At 65.2% G+C, this 24,195-nt stretch carries 30 protein-coding genes; 20 read left to right on the forward strand and 10 right to left on the reverse strand.

The window, feature by feature from the left end; all coding sequences use genetic code 11:
* The first annotated feature begins 14 nt into the window (after positions 1 to 14).
* A complete protein-coding gene (locus XH93_RS29850) occupies positions 15 to 410 on the forward strand; it encodes a YkvA family protein (RefSeq protein WP_194475371.1) in 396 nt (131 codons plus the stop codon).
* Here the strand turns inward: XH93_RS29850 and XH93_RS29855 are convergent.
* Complete coding sequence (locus tag XH93_RS29855) at positions 407 to 1,768, reverse strand: histidine kinase (protein WP_194470220.1); 1,362 nt, start codon at positions 1,766 to 1,768, stop codon at positions 407 to 409. The two genes, XH93_RS29850 and XH93_RS29855, sit on opposite strands and share 4 nt — an antisense overlap.
* A gap of 168 nt (positions 1,769 to 1,936) precedes the next feature.
* Between XH93_RS29855 and XH93_RS29860 the strand changes: the two genes are divergently transcribed.
* Together XH93_RS29860 and fghA are read left to right on the forward strand one after the other, a co-directional pair.
* A complete protein-coding gene (locus XH93_RS29860) occupies positions 1,937 to 2,557 on the forward strand; it encodes a response regulator transcription factor (protein ID WP_139863143.1) in 621 nt (206 codons plus the stop codon).
* A gap of 36 nt (positions 2,558 to 2,593) precedes the next feature.
* Positions 2,594 to 3,439: an S-formylglutathione hydrolase gene (gene fghA / locus XH93_RS29865; protein WP_194470221.1), complete on the forward strand. Its 846-nt coding sequence runs from the start codon at positions 2,594 to 2,596 to the stop codon at positions 3,437 to 3,439.
* Between the two features lie 386 nt (positions 3,440 to 3,825).
* Here the strand turns inward: fghA and XH93_RS29870 are convergent, their stop codons facing one another.
* Complete coding sequence (locus XH93_RS29870; RefSeq protein ID WP_194470222.1) at positions 3,826 to 4,302, reverse strand: DUF3280 domain-containing protein; 477 nt, start codon at positions 4,300 to 4,302, stop codon at positions 3,826 to 3,828.
* Positions 4,303 to 4,481: 179 nt separating this feature from the next.
* Between XH93_RS29870 and XH93_RS29875 the strand changes: the two genes are divergently transcribed.
* The 6 genes from XH93_RS29875 to XH93_RS29900 all read left to right on the forward strand — a co-directional run bounded on the left by XH93_RS29875 (position 4,482) and on the right by XH93_RS29900 (position 9,698).
* Entirely contained in the window at positions 4,482 to 5,663 is a 1,182-nt protein-coding gene (locus tag XH93_RS29875) for an ABC transporter substrate-binding protein (RefSeq protein ID WP_194470223.1), read from the forward strand.
* Between the two features lie 14 nt (positions 5,664 to 5,677).
* Entirely contained in the window at positions 5,678 to 6,649 is a 972-nt protein-coding gene (locus XH93_RS29880) for a YVTN family beta-propeller repeat protein (RefSeq protein ID WP_246799329.1), read from the forward strand.
* Entirely contained in the window at positions 6,646 to 7,467 is an 822-nt protein-coding gene (locus XH93_RS29885) for an ABC transporter ATP-binding protein (protein ID WP_246799330.1), read from the forward strand. The genes XH93_RS29880 and XH93_RS29885 overlap by 4 nt, the downstream gene beginning before the upstream one ends.
* On the forward strand, positions 7,464 to 8,312 hold the full coding sequence (locus tag XH93_RS29890) for an ABC transporter permease (RefSeq protein WP_194470224.1): 849 nt from the start codon (positions 7,464 to 7,466) through the stop codon (positions 8,310 to 8,312). The genes XH93_RS29885 and XH93_RS29890 overlap by 4 nt, the downstream gene beginning before the upstream one ends.
* Positions 8,309 to 8,941, forward strand: a complete 633-nt coding sequence (locus tag XH93_RS29895) for a hypothetical protein (protein ID WP_246799331.1) — start codon at positions 8,309 to 8,311, stop codon at positions 8,939 to 8,941. Before XH93_RS29890 ends, XH93_RS29895 begins: the two co-directional genes overlap by 4 nt.
* Positions 8,942 to 9,401: 460 nt before the next feature.
* Positions 9,402 to 9,698, forward strand: coding sequence for a copper-binding protein (locus tag XH93_RS29900; protein ID WP_194470225.1), 297 nt, complete (start codon positions 9,402 to 9,404; stop codon positions 9,696 to 9,698).
* 28 nt (positions 9,699 to 9,726) lie between these two features.
* On the opposite strand, the gene XH93_RS29905 is transcribed toward XH93_RS29900, so the two are convergent.
* Positions 9,727 to 10,287 carry a PQQ-dependent catabolism-associated CXXCW motif protein gene (locus XH93_RS29905; protein WP_139863137.1) on the reverse strand — a complete coding sequence of 187 codons (561 nt, stop codon included), beginning with the start codon at positions 10,285 to 10,287 and terminating at the stop codon, positions 9,727 to 9,729.
* Positions 10,284 to 11,159, reverse strand: coding sequence for a substrate-binding domain-containing protein (locus XH93_RS29910; protein ID WP_371815126.1), 876 nt, complete (start codon positions 11,157 to 11,159; stop codon positions 10,284 to 10,286). Before XH93_RS29910 ends, XH93_RS29905 begins: the two co-directional genes overlap by 4 nt.
* Positions 11,160 to 11,332: 173 nt before the next feature.
* Here XH93_RS29910 and XH93_RS29915 point away from each other — a divergent pair, with 173 nt between their 5' ends.
* Complete coding sequence (locus tag XH93_RS29915) at positions 11,333 to 12,259, forward strand: quinoprotein relay system zinc metallohydrolase 2 (protein WP_194470227.1); 927 nt, start codon at positions 11,333 to 11,335, stop codon at positions 12,257 to 12,259.
* A gap of 41 nt (positions 12,260 to 12,300) precedes the next feature.
* A complete protein-coding gene (locus XH93_RS29920; protein ID WP_194470228.1) occupies positions 12,301 to 13,143 on the forward strand; it encodes a quinoprotein dehydrogenase-associated SoxYZ-like carrier in 843 nt (280 codons plus the stop codon).
* Between the two features lie 227 nt (positions 13,144 to 13,370).
* Here the strand turns inward: XH93_RS29920 and XH93_RS29925 are convergent, their stop codons facing one another.
* A complete protein-coding gene (locus XH93_RS29925) occupies positions 13,371 to 13,727 on the reverse strand; it encodes a hypothetical protein (protein WP_139485447.1) in 357 nt (118 codons plus the stop codon).
* 107 nt (positions 13,728 to 13,834) lie between these two features.
* Here XH93_RS29925 and XH93_RS29930 point away from each other — a divergent pair, with 107 nt between their 5' ends.
* Genes XH93_RS29930 through XH93_RS29945 form a run of 4 tightly spaced genes read left to right on the forward strand, consistent with a single transcriptional unit; the run spans position 13,835 to position 16,624 of the window.
* Positions 13,835 to 14,794 (forward strand): ABC transporter substrate-binding protein, encoded by a 960-nt coding sequence (locus XH93_RS29930; protein WP_371815127.1) that lies wholly within the window; start codon positions 13,835 to 13,837, stop codon positions 14,792 to 14,794.
* Position 14,795: 1 nt separating this feature from the next.
* On the forward strand, positions 14,796 to 15,533 hold the full coding sequence (locus XH93_RS29935; RefSeq protein ID WP_194470230.1) for an ABC transporter permease: 738 nt from the start codon (positions 14,796 to 14,798) through the stop codon (positions 15,531 to 15,533).
* Positions 15,523 to 16,230: an ABC transporter ATP-binding protein gene (locus tag XH93_RS29940; protein ID WP_194470231.1), complete on the forward strand. Its 708-nt coding sequence runs from the start codon at positions 15,523 to 15,525 to the stop codon at positions 16,228 to 16,230. The genes XH93_RS29935 and XH93_RS29940 overlap by 11 nt, the downstream gene beginning before the upstream one ends.
* Positions 16,231 to 16,270: 40 nt before the next feature.
* A complete protein-coding gene (locus tag XH93_RS29945) occupies positions 16,271 to 16,624 on the forward strand; it encodes a hypothetical protein (RefSeq protein ID WP_139863130.1) in 354 nt (117 codons plus the stop codon).
* A gap of 3 nt (positions 16,625 to 16,627) precedes the next feature.
* Here the strand turns inward: XH93_RS29945 and XH93_RS29950 are convergent, their stop codons facing one another.
* The 4 genes from XH93_RS29950 to XH93_RS29965 form a co-directional block, all read right to left on the reverse strand.
* Positions 16,628 to 16,864 carry a hypothetical protein gene (locus XH93_RS29950; protein WP_139485442.1) on the reverse strand — a complete coding sequence of 79 codons (237 nt, stop codon included), beginning with the start codon at positions 16,862 to 16,864 and terminating at the stop codon, positions 16,628 to 16,630.
* Positions 16,865 to 17,022: 158 nt separating this feature from the next.
* On the reverse strand, positions 17,023 to 17,901 hold the full coding sequence (locus tag XH93_RS29955) for a hypothetical protein (protein WP_194470232.1): 879 nt from the start codon (positions 17,899 to 17,901) through the stop codon (positions 17,023 to 17,025).
* A gap of 193 nt (positions 17,902 to 18,094) precedes the next feature.
* Complete coding sequence (pqqA, locus tag XH93_RS29960) at positions 18,095 to 18,175, reverse strand: pyrroloquinoline quinone precursor peptide PqqA (RefSeq protein WP_035721241.1); 81 nt, start codon at positions 18,173 to 18,175, stop codon at positions 18,095 to 18,097.
* A 342-nt stretch (positions 18,176 to 18,517) separates the two neighbouring features.
* Positions 18,518 to 18,928 (reverse strand): EF-hand domain-containing protein, encoded by a 411-nt coding sequence (locus tag XH93_RS29965; protein ID WP_139863556.1) that lies wholly within the window; start codon positions 18,926 to 18,928, stop codon positions 18,518 to 18,520.
* Positions 18,929 to 19,037: 109 nt separating this feature from the next.
* Here XH93_RS29965 and XH93_RS29970 point away from each other — a divergent pair, with 109 nt between their 5' ends.
* From XH93_RS29970 to XH93_RS29990, 5 genes are all read left to right on the forward strand, one after another.
* Entirely contained in the window at positions 19,038 to 19,346 is a 309-nt protein-coding gene (locus XH93_RS29970; RefSeq protein WP_246799332.1) for a hypothetical protein, read from the forward strand.
* A 267-nt stretch (positions 19,347 to 19,613) separates the two neighbouring features.
* Positions 19,614 to 21,278, forward strand: a complete 1,665-nt coding sequence (locus XH93_RS29975; RefSeq protein WP_139485491.1) for a methanol/ethanol family PQQ-dependent dehydrogenase — start codon at positions 19,614 to 19,616, stop codon at positions 21,276 to 21,278.
* Between the two features lie 70 nt (positions 21,279 to 21,348).
* Positions 21,349 to 21,642: a cytochrome c gene (locus XH93_RS29980; protein WP_371815128.1), complete on the forward strand. Its 294-nt coding sequence runs from the start codon at positions 21,349 to 21,351 to the stop codon at positions 21,640 to 21,642.
* On the forward strand, positions 21,639 to 22,568 hold the full coding sequence (locus tag XH93_RS29985; protein WP_194470233.1) for an ABC transporter substrate-binding protein: 930 nt from the start codon (positions 21,639 to 21,641) through the stop codon (positions 22,566 to 22,568). Before XH93_RS29980 ends, XH93_RS29985 begins: the two co-directional genes overlap by 4 nt.
* 96 nt (positions 22,569 to 22,664) lie before the next feature.
* Positions 22,665 to 22,832 (forward strand): hypothetical protein, encoded by a 168-nt coding sequence (locus XH93_RS29990; protein WP_246799333.1) that lies wholly within the window; start codon positions 22,665 to 22,667, stop codon positions 22,830 to 22,832.
* 183 nt (positions 22,833 to 23,015) lie between these two features.
* On the opposite strand, the gene bioB is transcribed toward XH93_RS29990, so the two are convergent.
* Positions 23,016 to 24,065: a biotin synthase BioB gene (gene bioB, locus XH93_RS29995; RefSeq protein WP_371814813.1), complete on the reverse strand. Its 1,050-nt coding sequence runs from the start codon at positions 24,063 to 24,065 to the stop codon at positions 23,016 to 23,018.
* Positions 24,066 to 24,195: the final 130 nt, after the last annotated feature.

Genomic DNA, 24,195 nt, shown 5'->3' on the forward strand with positions numbered 1-24,195 from the left:
CCGGGCGGCATCGCATTGCCATGCTCTCCAGCATCAAGGCTTGGGCGCGCAATCTCAAGCGGGACAGCTACGCGCTCTACCTCGCCGCGCGCGATCCGCGCGTGCCCTGGTACGCCAAGGCGCTCGCGGTTGCGATCGCGGCTTATGCGCTCTCGCCGATCGACCTGATCCCGGATTTCATCCCGGTGCTCGGCTATCTCGACGATCTGATCCTAGTGCCGGCAGGCATCTGGCTCGCGATCCGGCTGATTCCCGCTGACGTGATGGCGGAGTGCCGCACCAGCGCAACCGCCGCGCTGCGACGCCCGACCAGCCGCGCCGGCATGATCGCGATCATCCTGCTCTGGATTGCCGGTGCGCTCGCACTGGCCTGGCTCGTCTTCACCCGCTGGGCGCGATCGGCCGCCTAAGCCTGCGCGGCTTTCGGAACCAGCGCCTCGACCGTGACGCCGTCATCGCCGGAAGAAATGTTGAGCGTCCCGCCGAGCGCAAGCAGCCGCTCGCGCATCCCGGTGAGGCCGTGGCCGAGCCGATAATCCGGCCGCAGCCCGCCGCCATTGTCGCGCACCCGCACCAAAGCGCAGCCGCGGCTGCCATGCACGCCGATCGGCCGCTCCGCAGGTTCGACCGTGATATCGACCGCGGTGGCGCCGGCGTGGCGGAACACATTGGTCAGCGCTTCCTGGACGATGCGGTAGATGGTCAGATCGGCGGTCTCGCCGACCTCGCCGAGCGCATCCGAAATGCGGCTCTCGATCTCGACCTCGGGGTGAGTTTCGCTCCACATCCGCACCAGCGCGCCGAGCGCTTCGCCCAGCCCGAGCTCGGCCAGCCCGACCGGCCGCAGCCGTTCGAGGATCCGGCGGGTGAATTGCTGCAGTGCGTTGACCTGCTCGAGGATGGCATTGCCATGCTTGCGCAGCGCCGCCGGATCGGCCTTGTCGAGCTCCGACAGCCGGGACAGGGCGCCAGCATGCGCGCGCAATGCAAACAGATAGGGCCCGAACTCGTCATGCAGCTCGCGCGCGATTTCCTTGCGTTCGGAATCCTGCAACGAGACCGCGCGCTCGGCGAGCTGCCGCTTGCCCTCCACCGCGTCACCCAGGGTCGCCGCCAGATGGTTCAGTTTGGCACAGATCGCCGCCAATTCCGGCGAGCCGCCGGGCTCGACCCGCGCGTCGTAATCCCCCGCCTCGATGCTGCTCATCGCTTGCGACAGCGCCTGCAGCGGCGCCAGCGCGCGGCCGACCACCAGCATGGTCACCAGCAGCAGCGCCACCGTAATCGCCGAGCCGACCTCGAGCTGAGTGACGATGCCGTCCCAGATCTCGGCCATTTCGTCGTCGGGATGCGAGGTGATGACGAGCGATTGCGGCTTGCCGTGAATGGAGATCGGCACCCGCACCGAGGTCTGCTCGGGATGCACCAGCGCGACGAACCATGCCGGCGCCCGCGGCTCGCCGGCATCCCCGGAACGCGCCGGCGCAGGTGAAGATGCGTCGTCCTGCCGCGTGATGCTGACATGACGCAGCTTGCTGAGATCGCGGACGATTTGGTTGAGCCGTGCATCCGGGTCCGCGGCGTCGTTGAGATCGGCCACGATCGTGGTGACGAACTCGCGCGCAAGGCGGATCACGCTCTGGTCCTCGGCCTGGACGCGCGGCCCGGCCTCGAGCACGAGCCGCGCGATATTGATGCTCAATCCGAGCAGCAGGATCAGCGCCAGCAAGAGGTTGATCCGTGCGCGCAGAGATAGATTTCGCCACATTGCGTTGCCCCCGACCGCGAACCATCCTCCCAGAGGATCGTTGACAGCCAAATTTGCCCGGCTATCTAATCCGACCCTACTGCAATCTCGCACGAGGTGCACAACCGGTTCGGAACCTTGTGCACGTGACGCGATGAAGGGAGCGACGCCGGTCGACGGGACAACGCCATGCGCATTCTGATCGTTGATGACCATCCGATCGTCGCTTCCGGTTGCCGCACCGTGTTCGCCGACGATCCCGAGATCGCGCTACTCGAGGCCGCCGACGCCGAGAGCGGCGAGCGCGCCTTCGTCGCCGACAAGCCCGACATCTGCGTGATCGACATCAACCTGCCGACGGTGTCCGGGTTCGAGCTGGCGCGCCGCATCCTGGCGCGCGATGCCGACGCCCGCATCATCATGTTCAGCATGAACAGCGACCCGGTGTTCGCCGCCCGCGCCATCGACATCGGCGCCAAGGGCTACGTCTCCAAGACCGGCGATCCCAACGATCTGGTCGAAGCGGTGCGCGAGGTCGGCAATGGCGGCGTCTATCTGCCGCCGGCGATCGCGCGCAACGTCGCCTTCGCGCGGCCGGCCTTTGCGCAGAACCCGCTGTCGAAACTGACCTCGCGCGAGATGGAGATCCTGCGCTTGCTCTCGTCCGGCAAGAGCCTGTCGGAGATCGCCTGGCTGGTGCATTCCTCCTACAAGACCGTCGCCAACACGTCATCGATCATGCGCCAGAAGCTCGGCGTGCGCACCTCGGCGGAGCTGGTGCGATTGGCGATCGAGAGTGGCGTCGCCTGAAGCCGCGCACCGCAAATCCAAGAAGAGTCCAGGAACATGACGATGCAGACCATTTCCCAGAACAAATCGCATGGCGGCACGCAGGGTGTGTACCGGCATCAGAGCCGCGAGACCAAGACCGACATGACGTTCTCGGTGTTCGTCCCGGAGCACGCACCCGGCACCAAACTGCCGGTCGTCACCTATCTGTCGGGCCTGACCTGCACCCATGCCAACGTCACCGAGAAGGGCGAGTACCGCGCGGCCTGCGCCGAGCTCGGCCTGATCTTCGTCGCGCCCGACACCAGCCCGCGCGGTGAAGGCGTGCCCGGCGATCCCGCTAATTCCTACGATTTCGGGCTCGGCGCCGGCTTCTATGTCGATGCGACCGAAGCGCCGTTCGCGACCAATTACCGGATGTGGAGCTACGTCACCGAGGAACTGCCACAGCTGATCGCGGCGAATTTCCCGGTCGATACCAACAGGCAATCGATCCTCGGCCACTCGATGGGCGGCCACGGCGCGCTGACGGTGGCGCTGCGCCATTCCGACCGCTATCGCGCAGCCAGCGCGTTCGCGCCGATCGTCGCGCCCTCGCAGGTGCCGTGGGGCACCAAGGCGCTGGGCGGCTATCTCGGCGGCAACAAACAGGCGTGGCGCAAGCACGACACCGTCGCGCTGATCGAGGACGGCGCGCGGTTCTCCGGCCTCCTGGTCGATGTCGGCGATGCCGACCAGTTCCTCACCGAGCAGCTGAAGCCCGAGCTGCTGAAAGCCGCCTGCGAGAAGGCCAATATCCCCCTCACCCTGCGGCGCCAGCCGGGCTACGACCACAGCTATTACTTCATCTCGACCTTCATGGCCGACCACCTGCGCTGGCACGCCGCGCGGCTGAAGGCGTGACGTTTCCTCGCGCCAAGGCTGCGCGATGCCAATATGGCGAAAACAACCCCATGCAAAGTAGCCGGCGGCGGCGTTCGACCAGGCTATTGACACGTCGGGCAAGTCAGGGGTATTCTTCCAATATTCCGAAATTCGCCAGCCGTACGCTCGCCCCTAGGCGATCGCTTATGGCGCGCCGCCTCACTTGGGAAAGCAATCCGCGCATCTCAGTCCCGTCACCCTGAGGTGGCCGCTTCTTCAGCGGCCCTCGAAGGGTCGACGGCCCGGCTTTTCGCGCGGATGTAGCCTGGCCGATTCATCCTTCGAGGCTCGCAAGAGCTCGCACCTCCAGCGACAAAGGCGAAGCCTTTGCGCGGGGATGACGGAATTAGATTGGTGTATGCAAATCATTGCGCCTGCGGCGCGCCGTAATTCGGCGCGAGCAGGCGGTTGCGCACGAGGTAGCTGGTGGCGCGCGACCAGGATTCGTCGGTATTGCCGCGCATGTCGGCGCTGGCGGCCGCAAGCAATTGCCCGGTGTGCACGTCGCGCAAATAGAGATTGATGTTGAGGATCAGGTTGGAGACCTTCTGCACCACGCCGGTCATCACAAGATCGGCGCCGATCTCGCCGGCCAGCTTGACGTCGCAGCCGCCGCAGGCCTGAAGATTGCTGCCGTGCGCCGCAGCATTGACAGGCGCAATGTCGAGCACGCGGAACTTGCCTGACTCCGCCAGCGCCTTGCGCACCTGATCGCCGGTGCGCGCGAGCCGCGCCTGCTCGTCGGCCTGCGCCCCGTTCACCTCGCCCTGCAGGCTGGTGTCGATCATCTCGAGATCGAACACCGCGACCTTGGGCGGCTCGGCACGTGCCGCAGCCAACATTGCAAACATCGCGGACACGACAATGATGAACGATCTCATGATTGTGAACCGATCAATTGGTAACCTCGCACGGACAAAAAGCGGGGTTGCAAGCTAGGCCAATTCGGTCATCTTGCAAGTCACTGCATGATCCCAAGAGGATCATGCTCAAGCAATGAGAAGATGTAACGGGAGGACGTATGTTCCGATGGCTGGTCGGCGCGATCGCACTCAGCCTGTTCGCGAGAGCGGCGCTGGCAGCCGATCCGGTCGAGATCCGTATCGGCTATCTCGGCCATGCCGGCGTCAAATCGTCACTGTCGCTGGTCGAGCAGCCTGCCGAAAACAACGGCATCGCCGGCGCGCGGCTGGCGATCGAGGACAACAACACCACCGGAAAATTCCTTAACCAGCGCTTTGCGCTCGATGAGGTCAGGCTCAAGGACGGCGACGACGTCGCCAAGGCCGCGACCGACCTCGCGGCGCGCGACAGCTTCATCATCACCGACCTGCCCGCCGATGCGCTGCTCAAGGTTTCCGACGCGCTGCGCGACCGCGGCACCGTGCTGCTCAATGCCGGTGCGATCGACGACCGGCTGCGCGAGCAGGACTGCCGCGCCAACGTCATCCACGTCGCGCCGACCCGCAGCATGCTCGCGGATGCGCTGGCGCAGTATCTGGTATGGAAGCAATGGAAGCGCTGGCTGCTGATCTCCGGCTCGCACGAGAAGGACAAGCTCTACGCCGATGCGCTGCGCCGCGCCGCCACGCGGTTCGGCGCCAAGATCGTCCAGGAAAAGACCTTTGAGGATACCGGCGGCGCACGGCGCACCGACTCCGGCGTCACGCTGATCCAGCGCCAGATGCCGGTGTTCACCCAGCAGATGCCGGCATATGACGTGCTCATCGCCGCCGACGAGAGCGAGGTGTTCGCGGACTATCTGCCCTACCGCACCTGGGATCCGCGGCCGGTCGCGGGCTCGGCCGGCCTGGTGCCGACCAGCTGGGACGCCGCGCATGATCAATGGGGCGCGGTCCAGATCCAGAACCGCTTCGTCAAGCTCAACCAGCGCCGCATGACCGCGCTCGACATGCAGGCCTGGACAGCCGCACGGATGATCGGCGAGGCAACGTCCCGCACCAATTCGGGCGATCCGGCGAAAGTCATCGCCTTCCTCAAGGGACCGGATTTCTCGATCGCCGCCTTCAAGGGCACCCGGCTGACCTTGCGGGACTGGAATTGGCAGCTGCGCCAGCCGATCCTGCTGGCCGACGGCCGCATGGTCGTCTCGGTGTCGCCGCAGGAAGGTTTCCTGCACCAGGTCTCCGAGCTCGACACGCTCGGTGTTGACCGGCCCGAGACGAAATGCAAGCTGCAGTGAGGGAGACGAAACGCATGTGGCGCCAAAGCCTGATCACCGGGATGTTCGCATGGCTTGCCGCCATCGCACCGGCGTCAGCGTTCGTTGCCTACGTGTCCAACGAGAAGGGCAACACCGTCTCGGTGATCGACACCACCAGCTGGACGGTCACAAAAACCATCAAGGTCGGGCAGCGGCCGCGCGGCATCGAGTTCTCGCGCGACGGCAAGTTCGTGATGGTCGCGGTCGGCGACGACGACACCATCCAGGTGATCGACACCAAGACCAACGAGATCGTCGACACCCTGCCCTCCGGCCCCGACCCTGAATTGTTCACTCAGGATGCCGCCGGCAAGACCATGTATGTCGCCAACGAGAACGACAACACGGTCACCGTGATCGATCTCGAGAAGCGCGCCCGGATCGGCGACATCCAGGTCGGGGTCGAGCCCGAGGGCATGACGATCAGCCCGGACGGCAAGATCCTGATCAACACCTCCGAAACCACCAACATGGCGCATTTCATCGACACCGCGACGCGCCAGATTGTGGCCAACGTGCTGGTCGACGCGCGGCCGCGCTTTGCCCAGTTCAAGCATGACAGCTCGGAACTGTGGGTGTCCTCGGAGATCGGCGGCACGGTGTCGATCATCGATCCGGTCAAGCACGAGGTTACCGGCAAGATCAGCTTCGACATTCCGGGCTTGCGCAAGGAGGCGATCCAGCCGGTCGGCATCGGCATGACCAAGGACGGCAAGACCGCGTTCATCGCGCTCGGCCCCGCCAACCGCGTCGCGGTGGTCGATGCTATCAGCCACAAGGTGACAAAGTATCTGCTGGTCGGCCAGCGGGTCTGGCACATGGACTTCACGCCGGATGAAAAATATTTGCTGGTCACCAACGGCGTCTCAAACGACGTCTCGGTGATCGACGTCGCCGCCCAGAAGGTGATCAAGACCATCCAGGTCGGCGAACTGCCCTGGGGCATCACGATCGCACAGCCATGACCGCAACCGACAGGCACATCGCGAACCAGACTGCGCCGGAAACCGCGTCCGGGCCTGACGCTGCCGTGCAGCCCGCGCTGTCGATCGGCCATGTCAGCCACGCTTACGGTCCGCGCCGCGCGTTGATCGACGTCAACTTCACCGTCGCGCCGGCAAGCTTTACGGCACTGCTCGGCCTCAACGGCGCCGGCAAGAGCACGCTGTTCTCGCTGGTGACCCGCCTGTTCGGCATCCAGGCCGGCCGGATCAGCATTTTCGGCCATGACATCAGCCGGACGCCGGGCGAAGCGCTGCGGCTATTGGGCGTCGTGTTCCAGCCGCGCACGCTCGATCTCGACCTGTCGCTGACGCAGAATCTTTTGTATCACGCTGCGCTGCACGGCATCTCGCGGCGTGAGGCGCGGCTGCGCAGCGCCGAGGTGCTGGAGCGCATCAGTCTTGCCGACCGCGCCGGCAGCAAGGTGCGCGACCTCTCGGGCGGCCAGATGCGGCGGCTCGAGATCGCCCGCGCGCTGCTGCACCGGCCGCGGCTGTTGCTGCTCGACGAGGCCACCGTCGGGCTCGACGTCAAGGCGCGCGCCGACATCCTCGATCATGTCCGCCAGCTCGTCGCCGAACAGGGCATCGGCGTGCTCTGGGCGACCCACCTGTTCGACGAAATCATGCCGAGCGACGACCTCGTCGTGCTGCATCAGGGCAAGATGCTGGCCCACGGCCCGGTGTCGCGCGTCATCGCGGAGGCCGGCGCGCAGGACGTCAACACCGCGTTCATGCGCCTCACCGGGGCGGCCACGCTCGCAGGAAAGCCGCCGTCATGAGCAGCACCACCGTCACACCAGCGCGAAGCGGCTTCGCGCTGTCGGAATACATCATTTGCCTGAACGGCATCGTGTGGCGCGAGGCGCTGCGCTTCCTGCATCAGCGCGAGCGCTTCGTCTCGGCGCTGGTGCGGCCGCTGGTCTGGCTGTTCATCTTCGCCGCCGGCTTCCGCCAGGTGCTCGGCATCTCGATCATCCCGCCCTACGAGACCTACATCCTCTACGAGGTCTATATCGCGCCCGGCTTGATGGCGATGATCCAGCTCTTCAACGGCATGCAGTCCTCGCTGTCGATGGTCTATGACCGCGAGATGGGCAACATGCGCACCCTGCTGGTGAGCCCGCTGCCGCGCGGCTATCTGCTGTTCTGCAAGCTCTTGGCCGGCACCGCGGTGTCGCTGCTGCAGGTCTATGCCTTCCTCGCGATCGCCTGGTTCTGGGATATCGCACCGCCGCCGATCGGCTACCTCACGGTGCTTCCGGCGCTGGTGCTGTCCGGCCTGATGCTGGGCGCGCTGGGCATGCTGATCTCGTCCGGCATCAAGCAGCTGGAGAATTTTGCGGGCGTGATGAACTTTGTCATCTTCCCGATGTTCTTCGCATCGTCGGCGCTCTATCCGCTGTGGCGCGTCCAGGAAGGCAGCCCGCTGCTGTATTATATCTGCCAGTGGAATCCCTTCACACACGCGGTGGAGCTGATACGGTTTGCGCTGTATGGCAAGATGAACTGGGTTTCGCTCGCGGTGGTCGGCGGCTGCACGGTGGTGTTCATGATCGGCGCGATCCTGGCTTACGATCCATCACGCGGCCTGGTGCGCCGCGGGCCCGGCGGAGGCGACGCATGATCAAGTCCTTGATCAAGCCTTGGTGCATCGGGATCGGCGGCCTGCTCACTGTTGGGCTGTCAAACCACGCCGCGCTCGGCGCCGACCCGCGCTATCCGGACTGGCCGTGCACGCAGGCCAAGGTGCCGGAGATTTCGCTGGCCGCGGTCTGGGCCGGGCCGCCGCTCGACGATGCCGCGACCAAGTGGAAGGACGATCCGAAGATCAGCGCGCTGGTGGCCAAGCTCGCGGCGCGCCGCGTTCCGCTGGAGCAGGCGCAGAAGGAGATCAGCGAATTCCTCACCGCGTCCGCCGCCGACAAGACCAATGCGGGAAAGCTGCTGTTTGCCGGCCTGTTCGATGCGCTCAATGCGCAGCGCGCCTCGGTGATGAACGGGCTCGAGCGCGTGATGCGCAAGCAGCGCGAGGCCGCCGAAAAGATCCGCGCCGATACGCTGGCGCTGCAGGCAGTGCAGGACGCCTCGCCGCCGGATCAGGCCAAGATCGACGAGCTCGGCAATCAGTTGGTGTGGGAGACGCGAATCTTCGAGGACCGCAGGCGCGTGGTCAAATTCGTCTGCGAAGTGCCGACCGCGATCGACCAGCGCCTGTTCGCGCTCGGCCGCACCATCCAGCAGGAGCTGGACTGACGGCTGCGGCCACCACGGCGTGTAAGGGGCAGCAAGAAGCGCACCGTCACCGCCGCCGTTGTCCCTGCGGAAGCACTAGGACATGCACACATCTGGTGCGAGGGCTTACAGGCCAGGAAGGCACCACCGGATGGGTTCCCTCCCCCCTTGCGGGGTCCGAGGCGAGCGGAGCTCGCTCTCGAGGTTAGGGAGAGGGGTAAGCCGCGCGGGCGGTGTTTGTGGCTTACCCCTCTCTCCAACTCTCCCCCGCAAGGGGGGAGAGAGCCCTCCCACCTCCCGTGTAGCCTTAAGCAAGATTGACTGATGAGTGAGACGTGTGCATGCCCCTAGTGCTTTCGCAGGGACGACGGCTTTATTGTGGCTCGGACCTTCTCACTTCCTCACCAGCGGCGAACCGCCGCGGAACCAATGGCGCCGCTCGCCCGTTGCCTTCGACTTACCTGCGAATTGGGAGGCCTCGATGCGAGCAGCCAAGATCGTCCTGACCAGCCTTGCGGCAGCGAGCCTGGTCACATCAGCGGCTTTGGCCGAGCAATCCTCGGGAATGGTCACCAAAATTGACCGATTGAGCGGAACCATCACCATCGCGCCGGTCCAGGCCGGCACGGTCGGCGCGGCTGGCGGTGCGGGTCAGGAATACAAGGTTCCGAAAAGCCAGTCGCTCGAGGCTTTCCACGCCGGCGACAAGGTGACCTTCACCGCCACCGAAAGTGGCGGCAGCAAGACCATCGACAAGCTCGACAAGCAGAAGCCGTAAACCTCTCACGGATCGCGCGGTGCGGGGATCACCGCTCCCCGCCCTCGCGCGGCTCCGGCTCCGCAATCGCCAGCGGCAGATTGGCGCGCTCCCAGCCGTCCGTTCCATCCGGATACCACGCGACGTTGCGGTAGCCGTAGGACAGCACGCGCTTGGCCGCGTTCCACGACATCCAGCAATTCTCCTGGCAGTAGATCACGAGCAGCGTCGCGACGTCGCCGCCGGTAGCGCGGGCGAGCCCGTGCTTCAGATAGTCCTCGGTCGATGCCGCGAGCCGACCGTAGCCGGTGTCGGGCAGCCAGATGCTGCCGGGAATGTTGCGATGGGGCCGCTCGCGCCACACCGTGCCCTCGGGCAGGTTCGGCTTGGGCGCGCGCGGCAGCACGTCGATGAACGCGCCGGACTTGTCGCGCCAGATCTTTTCAGCCTCCGCGGTCGAGAGCACGCGCGCACCGGCGAGCGTCACCGGCACCGGCGACCGATAGTCCTCGGTGCGATAATCCGCGGGCTCTTCGGGCTTGTCCTGCGCGCGGACCGGCGCCGCCGTCAGCAGCGTCGACGCGATCGCGGCCGCGAGCAGCCTGATCATGGCGACTTGTTTGTGTTCTCCGGGCCGATCGGCCGATCGCTCTCGTCGAGCAAGGGAACGCCGAAGTCGAGCAGGATCTTGTTGATCGCTGGCTGGTTCTCCTGGATCAGGCGATTGAGCTGCCGCTTCCAGGCCTGGTCGGCGTTACGCACGCCCATCGCGATCCGGTAGACGAGCTTCGGCCCGGTGGTCTCCTTGACCAGCGGCGTGACATGCAGCGGCGGATTGGATTTCTTGGCATAGAAGCCGGCCATCGGGCCCCACAGCACGCCGGCATCGATCTCGCCCTTGTTCAGGTCGTTGATCATCGCCTCCGCCGAGGAATCGTAGCGCGTGTCGATCATCAGTGGATACGGCTTCGCGTTCCCCATCAGTCCGGCGATCGCCATGTTGGTCGCGGGCGGCGTGCCGGCGACGATGCCGATATGCTTGCCCTTCAGCCGCTCGTCCTCCAGCAGCGCGACATCCTCGAGGCCGCTGCCCGGCTTGACCACCAGCGCGTAGGCCGTGCGGTAATAGGGATTGGTCGCCTGCGCGAGATCGTCGCCCTGCGGAAAACCCATGATCACGTCGCAGCGATGCGATCCGAGCGTCACCCGCACGAAGCCGGTCGCCTGCGGGAAGAACATGTAGTCGAGCTTCTTCTGCAGCTTCTCGGCGAACAGCTCGCCGATCTTGTTCTCAAATCCTTCGCCCTTGTCGTTGGAGAACGGCAGGTTGCGCGGATCGGCGCAGATGCGCAGCACTTTTGGATCGACCAGTTCGATCGACAGCTCGCCCTGATCATTGACCTGCGCGCGCGCGGCGTCGCGTCCGGCGAAACAGGCGATGAAGAGAACGAGCGCAAGCAACGCGGGGCGGCATCCGAACATTCTCATCACGCGCTCTCCTCTTGATCGGACCGTGCGTCGCCAGCCATGGATTGCTCGCCGCACCCCGACGTGCAACAGGAATAACCCGCGCGACGCTGTCGCGTTTCTTGCTGCACCGCAAACCGGACCATCGCGCGATCGGTTACGCGTGCCGGTGAAACTGAGGCGGAAACATGGCTCATTGGGTTGCGGGGTTAGCGCTGCTCCTGACGCTCGGGGCATCGACCATAGCGCGGGCGCAAGAGCGCGAATTGCCTGTAAGCGAAGTCGCTCCCGGAATTTTCGTGCATGGCGGGGTGACCGCATTGATGACGCGCGACAATGACGGCGCCATCGCCAATGTCGGCTTCGTGGTCGGCGACAGCGCCGTCGCGGTCATCGATAGCGGCGGCAGCGTCCGCGAAGGCCGGCAATTGCTGGCGGCGATCAAGAGCCACACCGACAAGCCGATCCGCTATGTGATCAACACCCACGCCCATCCGGACCACAGTTTTGGCAATGCGGCTTTCGTCAAGGACGGCACCAGTTTCGTCGGCCACAAGGGATTGCCGCGTGCGCTGACCGCGCGCGGACAATTCTATCTCGACGGCTTTCGCCGGACGATGGGCGATGCCTTGATCGACGAGGTGCGAATCATCGCCCCGACCGTGCTGGTCGAGGACACCTTGAAGCTCGACCTTGGCGGACGAACCCTGGAGCTGAGAGCGTGGCCCGCCGCCCACAGCGATAACGACCTCACCGTGCTCGACGAACGGACGAGCACCCTGTTCGCCGGCGATCTGGTGTTTCTTAACCATATCCCCGTGGTCGACGGCAGCCTCAAGGGCTGGCTGCGCGCGCTTGACGCGCTTGCGGCGATCCCGGCGCAGCGCGTGGTTCCCGGTCACGGAGCCGTGAGCAAATGGCCCGCGGCGCTTGCCGACGAGCGGCGCTATCTGGAGACGCTGGCTGCGGATGTGCGCGCGCTGGTCGCCAGCGGCAAGCCGATTACCGCGGCGGCCGAACGGGCCGCCGCGTCGGAACGGCCGCGCTGGCAGCTGTTCGACGACTACAACGCGCGCAACGCAACCGCAGCATTCTCCGAGCTTGAATGGGAGTAGCCGTGTCCTATAGTGGCGCGGCGCACAAGGATCTCGCGACTATGCTCCGCCCTCGCGTCCGCCTGCTTACGATTGCCAGCGCGCTCTGCGTCGCCGGCCTGCTCTCGATCGCGCTGGGCACACAAGCTGCGTTTGCGGCCGAGGCGTATGATCCGTGGCCGGGGCTGGTGCAGGACATCTTCAACAACCGCCCGATGAATGACGGCAACGATGTGATCGGCATCGAGATGCCGACGCGCGCGGAGGATGCTGCGATCGTCCCGGTGACCTTGCGCACCAAACTGTCGCCCGGCGACAGCCGCCGCATCACCGCGATCACGCTGGTGATCGATGAGAACCCGGCGCCGATGGCCGCGAAATTTACGCTCGGGCCGGACGCCAACGTCACGGAGATTTCGACCCGCGTCCGCGTCAACAATTACACCAATGTGCACGCCGTCGCCGAGCTCAGCGACGGCAAGCTCTATATGGCGAAGACCTATGTGAAGGCGTCGGGCGGCTGCTCGGCGCCGGCGGGCAAGAATGTCGAGGAAGCCAACAGCCGGCTCGGCCAGATGCGCTACCGGCAATTCGCCAAGCCGGAGCAAGGACCCGCGACCACGACGCGCGAAGCCCAGATCATGATCGGCCATCCCAACAATTCCGGCCTGCAGATGGACCAGGTGACGCAGCTCTACATCCCGGCGTTCTTCATCAACCAGCTGCAGCTCTGGCAGGGCGACAGCCCGGTGCTAGCGATGGAGGGCGGAATCTCGATTTCCGAGGATCCCAACATCCGCTTCACCTATGTCTCGAACGGCGCCAAGCAGATCCGCGCCGAAGCCAAAGACACCGACGGGCACGTCTTCCAGCACGAATGGAAGGTCGACAATCCCGGGACTTGACGCCGGCACGGCGGGACAATCGCTAAGCGCGATCGGATTAGGCTAGTCTGGAGCGACATCGGAAGTGCCACCTCTCCCTTTGGGAGAGGTCGATTTGCGCGGCAAATCGGGTGAGGGGTTGCGGTCTATCGAGCGAGCAAGACCCCCTCACCCGGATTGCACCGGACGATGCTTCGCATCGCCGAGCGCAATCCGACCTCTCCCCGTTGGGGAGAGGTGAGCCGAAGCTAGAAACATCTCACCTCGGCTTCGGCCTGCGCGCGGCGGAGGTCGTTGAGCGCGTTGGCAGCCTGCTCGGACGAGCGGAACTGGCCGCCGAGATTGCCGCGCACCTGCGCCATGCTGAGCACGGTTTCCGCCGTGACATAGCGATCATAGGGGATGATCGAGGCGACGACGTCGATCGAGCAGGAGCACTGCTCGATCGACTGCCGGCTCTCGCCGTTGGACTTCATGCAGCCGAACACATATTCGGCCCGCGCCGAGGTCGGATAGTCGTTGATCTCCTGCGCCTGCGCGCGCATGCATGTCGCAGCGAGCGCCGCAAGGGCGACAATCGGTCCTAGCATGCCAGCTCGTGCCATGGTCCTGCTTCCTCTTCTTGTCTCGCAGGCTATGCTATGGGTGTGACTGAGAAAAGCAAACTTTCGGGACGAGCGCTCACGAGACCATGATGGATTCAGTTCGCACCATGCTGGCGGCGGCCGTTGTCGCCGTGATGCAAATCGCGACCGCCTGCGAGGCGGAGACGATCCGCATTGCGTCGCAGAAGACGGGGACGCTGGCCTGGGAACTGGCGGTCATCCGCGCCCATGGTCTCGACAAGAAGGCCAATCTCAGCATCGACGTCGTCGAGCTGGCCAGTCCCGAGGCCGGCAAGATCGCGCTGCGCGCCGGCAATGCCGACGTGATGGTCTCCGACTGGCCATGGGTGTCGCGCGAGCGTTCGCTCGGCGCCAAATTGCAGTTCTACCCCTATTCCAGCGCGCTCGGCGCCGTGATGGTGCCGGCGTCCTCGCCGATCAAGTCGCTGGCCGACCTGAAGGGGCGCAAGCTCGCGGTCGCCGGCGGCGCGATCGACAAGAGCTGGCTGTTGCTGCAGGCCGCGCTGAAGCAGGACGGCATCGACCTGAAATCGCAGTCGACCATCGTCTATGGCGCGCCGCCGCTGCTCGCGGCCAAGACGCAGGGCGGCGAGATGGACGCCAATCTCAACTACTGGAATTTCTGCGCCGCGCTGGAGGCCAAGGGCTTTCGCCGCCTCGCCGGCATGGAGGACGTGCTCGCGAAGCTCGGCAGCAAGGGTCGCATCGCGATGATCGGTTACGTGTTCGACGAGGCCTGGGCCGATGCCAACAAAGATGCCGTGGCCCGCTTCATCGCGATGACCCGCGAGGCCAAGCAGATCCTCGCCACCTCGGACGCCGAATGGGAGGCGATCGCTCAGCTTACCGGCGCGCCCGACGCCGCCACCCTGCGCGCCTATCGCGACCGCTATCGCGAGGGCATCCCGCGCCGCCCGATCGCCGACGAGGAAGCCGACGCCCGCGTGCTCTACCGGGTGCTGGCGCAGGTCGGCGGCCGCGAGCTGGTCGGCAGCGCGAGCGAGCTCGATCCCGGCACCTTCTATCAAGCCATCCCCGGAGACTGAGGTGCTGCGTCTCGTCTCATTCGCGCTGTTCATCGCCACCTGGTGGATCGCCTCGCTCGTGATCGGCGACGCCAAGCTGCCGCCGCCGCCGGTGGTGCTGGCGGCGATGCTCACCGAGGCCAAATCCGGCGCGCTGTTCGTCAATCTCGGCGCGACGCTGGCCCGCGTCGCGCTCGCCTTCACGCTGGCGATGGCGCTGGGCTCGGCGATCGGCTATCTGATGGGCCGCATGCCGCTCGCCAACCGGCTCGGCGATCCCTGGCTGATCCTGCTGCTTAACCTGCCGGCGCTGGTCGTCATCGTGCTCGCCTACATCTGGGCCGGGCTGACCGAGGTCGCGGCGATTGCGGCGATCGCCATCAACAAGCTGCCGACCGCCGTCGTCACCCTGCGCGAGGGCGCGCGGGCGCTCGACCCTGCGCTGGACGAGATGGCGACGGCCTTTGCGTTTCCGCCGGCGCGCACCTTCCGCCATGTGATCCTGCCGCAGCTTGCGCCCTATATCGCGGCGGCGGCGCGGTCCGGGCTGTCGCTGGTCTGGAAGATCGTGCTGGTCGCCGAACTGCTGGGCCGGCCCAACGGCGTCGGCTTCGAGATCGGCGTCGCCTTCCAGCTGTTCGACATCCCGCTGCTGCTCGCCTATTCCTTGAGCTTTGCGGCCGTCGTGCTCGTGATCGAAACCCTGCTGGTGCAGCCGTTTGAAACCAGGCTATCGCGGTGGCGGCTCCGTGCAGCTTGAGGTCAATATCACCGGCAAGAGCTTTGAGAACGCGGCCGGCAAGCGCCACGACGTGCTCGCCGCCATCAGCTTCACGCTGAACGCCGGCGAGGTCGGCGTGGTGTTCGGGCCGTCCGGCTGCGGCAAGAGCACGCTGCTGAAAATCCTCGCCGGGCTCGACCACAATTATCAGGGCCGCGTCGTGCGCCCCGGCGTGCGGCTCGGCATGGTGTTCCAGGAGCCGCGGCTGTTGCCCTGGCGGACGGTCGAGGAGAATGTGCGCCTCGCCGCGCCTGACGTCGATGAAGCGAGGCTCGCCGCGCTGTTCGACGTGCTGGAGCTTTCCGCGCACCGCCATCACTTTCCCGGCGAACTGTCGCTCGGCCTCGCCCGCCGCGTCGCGCTCGCCCGCGCCTTCGCCGTCGAGCCGAATTTTCTGATCCTCGACGAGCCGCTGGCCTCGCTCGACAATGCCCTCGCCGGGCGGCTGCGCGAGCAGATCGCGACCTTAGTGGCGAGCCGCCGGATGATGACGCTCTTCGTCACCCACGATCTCGACGACGCGGTCCGGCTCGGCGACCGCCTGTTCTTCCTGTCGGCGCGGCCGGCCCGCATCATTCACGTCGAGACCATCGCCGCGCTGCGGGCGAAGCGCAGCGAGCAGGACATTGCCGACATCAAGGCGCGGCTGGCGCAGTTGGACCTTGCAAATATGTGAGACGCGGTCATCCTTTAAGAAAAGTATCGGAGGTGTTTCAATGTCGCGGGCGTGGATCGTCGTTGCTGTCGCATTGCTCGCGCTGCCGGGCGCAGCGCTGGCGCAGAGCAAGGGCAAGGGCATTCGTCTGTGGAATCTGACCAGCGCGACAATTTCGAGCTTCGAGCTGTCACCGGCCGGCAAGAACCAATGGGGCCCCAACCAGACGCTCAACGACAAGGACAAGGAGGTCGATCACGACGAGCGGCTGCGCATCACCGGCGTCGAGCCCGGCCGCTACGACGCCAAGGTCGGCTACAGCGGCGCGAGGCAGTGCTTCGTGCGCGACATCGAGATCAAGGCCGATGCGGTGTTCTCGGTATCCGACAAGGACCTGAAGGACTGCAACAAGTAGTCCTTACCCCGCAGGCGCCTCGCCGCCGGTGCTAGCGCGATCGTTGGGGTGCGGATATTCGCAGCGCCACTTCACCGCGGTCCATTTCGGGTGCTCGCCGATCCATTGCGCGATGTAGGGCGGTGCCGCCATCGCACATTGTTGCGGCGAGCCGCTCCAATTAAACAACAGGTGCTGTTCTTCGCAGGTGGCGGGCGACAGCACCGCACAAACGGTGAGTACAAGATCGATCATGCGCAATCCTTAAGCGTGCCCTCAAAATAGATAACACGGCGAAATACGTATCAGGCAAGACGCGGTTTCACAGCCCCGTGAGGGCCACCGGAACCAAGCCTCAAGCGAGATGCGATCATCGCGCTGCAGGCTCTTGTTTGAGCGTGATCTTTCGGAACGACGCTCTAGAAATTGACGCCGAACACCAGCCTCGCCTGGTGGCGCTCGAAATTGACCAGGTCGAGGTTGCCGCTGCCGCCGGCGCGCTGCCCCCAGGCCTGGACGCCCCAGGTCGCGGTCAGGCGCGATTTCTCGGAGAGCTGGAAATAGGCGGTCGGGCCGATGAACAGCGCCTGCCCGGCGAGCTCGTCGAGGCCGATCCCCTCATACTTGCGGAAGTAACGCGCTTCGCCGCCGATCAGGATGTCGGGCCGCACTTTCGCCATGAGCCCGAACGCCATGCCGAGCGTCGCCTCCTGCTCCGCTGCGCCGGTGCGCGGCAGCCGCGTCCATTCCGGCTCATAGCTCAGGTTGACGGCGGCCAGAACGAAATCGGGAATCACCTCGCGGTCGAACGCCAGCGTGAGCTCGGTGCCGTGGCTGCGGACCACGGCTGCGCTGGTCTCGTCGACGCGGTCGGCGTGCGTCTCCAGCGCCAGCGTCATGCCGAACGGCGCTGCCTCGCGATCGAGCAAGCGGTAGCGAAGATCGACCGAGACGCCCTGCCATGACAATTGGCGCCGATCGTCAAAGCCGGGAACGCGGTTGATGTCATGCGCCATGAACGTCGTGCCGAGCTCGACGCGGAAATCCCGCATCGGCACGAACTCAGCCTCGAGCTCCTGGCCGACGGCCCGATAGCTGCCGCCGCTCCTCGCAAACCGCCCGGTGGTCTGGCTCTGGAATTCGCGCTCGCCGACGGTGCCGACGTCGGTGCCGATCATGAAGCCGAAGATGTGCTCGGTATCAAAGCCCTCGCCACGCGCGGCAAGCGGCAGCGCCGCGGCGGCCATGGTGACCGCGCACAGCGTCTTCAACCCAATGCTTTTGATTCCTGCACCCATTGAGCGGCACCCTACGGCAAGCCGGTGCCGGTCGGCAAATCGGGTGCGCTTCGCGAACGCTGGCGTTCGCACGCGACGGTGCGGTGAATTTTCTGAACAGCAGCTGCAGCGCGAGGATCGTTGCCACCGCGCCGATCGACGCCCGCCGCGGCTCGACGCAGCAAGCTGCGCGAGCCGGGCAGAACGCCGTCAATCACTTGCGCGCTGCGCAGGCGTACATGTTGATTTCCATGCCCACCGGTACTTCGACGATCTTCGGGGTTTTCCAGGTCATTTCCGTGCTCTCCCAAGTAAAGGCTGGCGCGAGGCTTGCACCGCCCGCAAGCTAGGACCGCCCCAGACGCGGCGCAAGCAGGCCGGATTCCGGCCGACTTCGCTGCTGGACATGCCGGCGGCGGACGGGATTGGCGATGGCTGCGGAGATTTGGGCCCGCTGGGAAAATCGGACATTGTTCTGTCAGGGATTTTCCCGCTTCCACGGGGCAACGTGCCAACCAGCAGACCTGATCATGCCGGTTGAGTCTTGCCCAGGAGTGCAATCGCAACTTTTTTTCTGATGTGCCGGATCGGGGCCCGAGCCCCGGCTGCCGGCCCACCGGCATTTGCCGCCGAGCGCCTATTTGAGCAGGCGCAGCAAGGCCCGGCCGGCGCGCGAATTCAGCTCTTTCGCATCCAGTGTTCCGTCGTTGTCGGGATCGGCAGCCTTGAAGCGCTGCTCGACCACCGCAAGGTATTCGTCGAGCGTCAGGGTGCCGTCGTGGTCGGGGTCCGCCGCAGCCAATTCCTTCGCCGTCAGGCGCCCGCGCAATTCGCGCGCGTCGAGCGTGCCATCGTGATCGGGATCCAGCTTCGCGAACAGATCGGCGGCCGCCTTCTTTGCCTCGGCAAGGTCGACCGTACCGTCATTGTCGGGGTCGAGCATCTTGAGCACACTCTTGCCGCCGGAGGCCGCGAGGGCGGGACCTGACAGCGCTGCCACGGCCAGGGCCAAGGTCGAGATCAAGGCGAGCGATCGGCGCGAAATCATCATTGGTCTCTCCTCACATGCCATTCCGGCAACCATAACAGTTTCCGCGCGACCCAGCACGGATTGTGCAGCTTTGCTGCCCTGTCGGAATTCGGGTGGAAAGCGATCGATGGCGGCGGTCATCTCTGGCGACCGTTCGACTGCATTGCACCATGAACAAGCGAGGCCAATCATGCGCGGCATCACCAAGTTCGCTCTGGGCAGCCTGCTTGCGCTGTCTCTGCTCCCGCCGGCATCGGCCCAGAGCAAAGCCCCTACTCCATCAGCCAATGCGGCCCGGCAAGACACGCTCACCGGCAAGGAGCGGCTCGGCCACAAATGGAACGACGAGCAGCGCATCGACAATTGCAACGTGCCATCGGACAAGCGCGGTGCAAAGCCGCGTCCGAGCGCCTGTCGACGCGCGCCGTCGAGTTAGCCGATTGGTTCAAGTCGCACGCGCTCGCTGCACAACACCAACAGCAATTGTGGCGTAGCGTGTAAACGCAACCTCGCGACGAACGGCTGTTCATCGGCGTTGGCATGCCAACGGCTACACGTACGCGCGTGATGAAAAATCCAGCATCCGCAGCATAAGCCTTCGTGCGTGCTACTTTCGTATTGACGCGTTTTGGTTTCGGGCCGAAAGTTGCATCTGCAACGTCAGGAAATAGGCGTGCAGAAGAAGGTCCATTGGGAGGAGCTGATGAAACGCATTGCGCTGGCCGCAAGCCTCGTAATTCTTGCATCCTACGGTGCAAGCGCCCAGACCAACGAACAGTTGGTCAAGGGTGCGACTGATACATCGAATGTTCTCAATTATGGCATGGGTTACAATCTTCAGCGCTTCTCGACGCTGAATCAGATCAACAAGGACACGATCAAGAATCTGGTCCCGGTCTGGAATTACAGCCTGAACGACGACCGCAGCGAGGAATCGCAACCGCTGGTCTACCAGGGCGTCATCTACGTCACCACGCACAGCGCCACGATCGCGATCGACGCCAAGACCGGCAAGCAGATCTGGAAGACCAAGGTCGAGTATCCCGCCGAGACGGCGCGAATCGTGTGCTGCGGCATCATCAACCGCGGCGCCGCGCTGTATGACGGCAAGGTGTTCCGCACCACGCTCGACGCCAATGTGATCGCGCTCGATGCCAAGACCGGCAAGGAGCTCTGGCGCCAGAAGGCCGCGGACATCAAGGAAGGCTATTCGATGACGGTGGCCCCGCTGGTCGCCGACGGCGTCGTCATCACCGGCATCTCGGGCGCCGAGTTCGGCACCCGCGGCTTCATCGACGGCTGGGATGCTGCAACCGGCAAGAAGCTGTGGCGCACCCACTCGATCCCGACCCCGGACGAGCCCGGCGGCGACACCTGGAAGGGCGACACCTGGAAGCTGGGTGGCGGCTCGACCTGGATCACCGGCTCCTACGATCCGGAGCTGAACACGGTGTATTGGGGCATCGGCAATCCCGGACCGTTCAATTCCGCGGTGCGCCCGGGCGACAACCTCTACACCTGCTCGGTGCTGGCGCTCGATCCGAAGACCGGCAAGATCAAGTGGCACTACCAGTTCTCGCCGAACAATCCGTTCGACTATGACTCGGTGGCCGAGATGGTGCTTGCCGACATGAACGTCGAGGGCAAGCCGACCAAGGTGCTGATGGATGCCAACCGCAACGGCTTCTTCTACGTGCTCGACCGCACCAATGGAAAGCTGCTCGCGGCCAATCCCTATGTGAAGGTCAACTGGGCCACCGGCATCGACATGAAGACCGGCCGGCCGATCGAGACCGACATCAGCAAGGATGCACGCGACGGCAAGAAGGTCGTGGTCTATCCGTCGATCCTCGGCGGCAAGAACTGGCAGCCGATGGCGTTCAATCCGCAGACCAACCTGGCCTATGCGAACACGCTCGCATTCGGCGGCCGCTACAAGACCGAACCCGTCACCTTCAAGCAGGGCGAATGGTATCTCGGCATGGACCTGACCGATCTCTGGGAGTGGGGTGACGGCCCGCGCGGTCACCTCAAGGCGATCGATCCGATGACCGGCAAGGCGAAGTGGGAAGCGCCCTCCGACATTCCGCGCTTCTCCGGCGTGCTGTCGACTGCGGGCGGCGTCGTGTTCACCGGTGCGTTGACCGGCGAGTTCGAAGCCTTCGACGCCGACACCGGCAAGAAGCTCTGGCAGTTCCAGACCGGCTCGGGCATCGAGGGCCAGCCGGTGACCTGGCAGCAGGACGGCGTGCAATACGTCGCCATCACCTCCGGCTACGGCGGCGTGTATTCGCTGTTCTCCGGCGACGAGCGGCTGGCCACGGTCCCGCCGGGCGGCTCGCTGTGGGTCTTCGCGGTCAAGAATTGAGCGCGGAGCAGACGTGACTGAACGAGCAACTCTGTTGACGGCGGCGATCCTCGCCGCCGTCGCGGCGGCCTTGATCACCCAGATCCCGGCCGCCGCACAGCAATCCGCCGCGAACGATCCCCAGGGTACGGCCGACCAGGGCAAGGTCACCTACGCCAAGAACTGCTCGCACTGCCATGGCCCGAACATGGTGAACTCCGGCACCATCACGCCGGACTTGCGGACATTTCCCGACGACAAGACGCGCTTCGTCAGCACCGTGAAGCAGGGCAAGAACGGCAAGATGCCGCCCTGGGGCGATATCCTGAGCGAGCAGGAGATCGCCGACGTGTGGGCCTTCGTGGTGAGCCGGAGGAAGCCATGAGAGCTTTGCTCGCGGGCGCAATCGCCGCAATGCTTCTTGCAGCGGCGACGATGTCCGCGCGGGCCGCCGACGAGCCGCTCAAGGTCTGCCTCGACGAGGACGTGCCCCCGCTGTCGGCGCATCATCGCGGCAAGCCCGATTCCGGCTTCGATGTGGTGCTGGCGCAGACCATCGCCGACCGGCTGGGACGGCCGCTCAAGATCCAGTGGTTCGAGAGCAAGCTCGACGAGGATTCGAGCCCGGCGCTCGAGGCCAATGCGCTGCTGTCGGACGGCCGCTGCGCCCTGGTCGGCGGCTATGCCCTCACCAAGGACTCGCTGGTGGTGCCGGGCGTCAAGACGGCAAAGCTGCCGGATTTCGACGGCGCCACCCGCGACGATCGCCGCCGGCGGATCCCGGTCGGCGTGCTGATGCCGAGCCGGCCCTACATCTATTCGCCGATGACCATCGTGCTCGGCCCCAAGGCGAGGGACCGCAAGATCACCGATATCGGCGATCTCGCCGGCCTGCGCCTAGCGATCGAGAGCGGCACGCTGGGCGATGCCATTCTCATGACCTACGAGAAGGGCAAGCTGATCGACGACATCACCCATCTGGTGCCCGGCCGCAGCGATCTGCTCGGCGAGCTCGAGCGCGATGCGTTCGACGCGACCTTGCTTGACCTGCGCCGGTTCGACGCCCATCGCGCCGTGCATCCCGACACCAGGATCACCGCGTCCGGCTACTACTATCCGATCGGCGCCAATCGCGGCTACGTCGCCCTCGAGACCGACAAGGCGCTGCTCGACGCCGTCAACAAGGTGCTGTCTGATCTGCAGTCGACCGGCAAGCTCGCGGAGCTCGGCAAGGCCGCCGGCCTGACCTATCTCCCGCCGCGCGAGCCCGCCATTCTCGGCGATGTCTGGCTGAAGATCTTGAACCGGTAGTGCCCCTACCCCGCGTCATTGCGAGCCAACGGGTCGCGCGAACGCGCGCCCGATGACAGGCTCCGCGAAGCAATCCATGCCTCCGCAAGCGGAAACATGGATTGCTTCGTCGCTGTCGCTCCTCGCAATGACGCCTTCAACGACGATTTTCGCGGGATTCCGCTGACGGTCTCCCTACACGGCATCCGCTTCGAACTCGCGACGACGGCCACGCAGGCGGAGGCGCCGCAGGTGGTCTCGCCACCACTGGCTGCGGCGTCCTGACGGTAGGAGAGCTCCCTCTCCCCGTCCTTCACGGGGAGAGGGTTGGGGTGAGGGGCTGCCTCCGCATCAATGGCGGCAGTCGGATTCGCGGAGACTCCCCCTCACCCGGAACGCATCTGGCGATGCGTTCCGGCCTCTCCCCGCAGGCGGGGAGAGGCGAAGCGGAGCCGCTTCAACGCCGAGCTATCCAGCGCGAGCAACGATCTCCGACCCGCTCACCGCATCGCCTTGCTCCGTCCGCTCCAGCCCCGACTTGATCCCAAGTCGATCGAGCAGATCGGCGTCGCGGTCGCGCTGCGGGTTGCGGGTGGTGAGCAGCACGTCGCCAATGAAGATTGAATTGGCGCCGGCGAGGAAGCAGAGCGCCTGCAGCTCGTCGGTCATGTATTGCCGCCCGGCAGACAGCCGTACCACGCTTTGCGGCATCATGATGCGGGCGACCGCGACCAGGCGCGCGACGGCGATTGGATCCGGCCGCTTCGCCGTCTCGTTCACGGGCACGCCTTCGACCCGGTTCCAGAGGTTGATCGGCACGCTCTCCGGATGGACCGGCATATTGGCCAAGAGCACCAGCATGCCGAGCCGGTCGGTGACCTGCTCGCCCATGCCGATGATGCCGCCGCAGCAGACCTTGATGCCGGCCTCCCGCACATGGCTCAGCGTATCGATGCGATCCTGCAGCGTGCGCGTGGTGATGATCTGGTCGTAATACTCCGGCGAGGTATCGACGTTGTGGTTGTAGAAATCGAGTCCGGCGTCGCGCAGCCGGCCAGCCTGGGCGGGCGTCAGCATGCCGAGCGTCACGCAGGTCTCCATGCCGAGGCCCTTGACCGCGCTGACCATCTCGCAGACCTGGTCGAGATCGCGATCCCTGGGATTGCGCCACGCCGCGGCCATGCAGAAGCGCTCGGCGCCAGCGTCCCTGGCGCGCCGGGCGGTCGCGATCACGTCCGCCTGGTCCATCAGGCGCGTCGCCTTCAGGCCGGTGTCGTAATGGGCGCTCTGTGAACAATAGCCGCAATCCTCCGGGCAGCCGCCGGTCTTGATGCTGAGCAGGCTCGCGGTCTCGACACGGTTGGGATCGAAATTGGCGCGATGGACGGTCTGGGCACGAAACACCAGGTCGGAGAACGGCAGCTCGTAAAGGCGCTCCGCCTCGGCGCGGCTCCAGTCGTTGCGGACGGAAACGCTGCCGCCCTGTTTTGCGCCGTCATTGTCGATCATCACGCTCATTCTCCGATTTCAGTATTCACGCCCTCGGCACTGTCCGCCGGGACGAATGCATCTGATCGGGAGATATGCGTCCATTCCATGGCGCGAGTCCATGAGCGCCGTGGGACCGCTGGCATGCGGCCATCCATCA

Source organism: Bradyrhizobium sp. CCBAU 51753 (genome assembly GCF_015291565.1).
GTDB classification, from domain to species: Bacteria; Pseudomonadota; Alphaproteobacteria; order Rhizobiales; family Xanthobacteraceae; genus Bradyrhizobium; species Bradyrhizobium ivorense.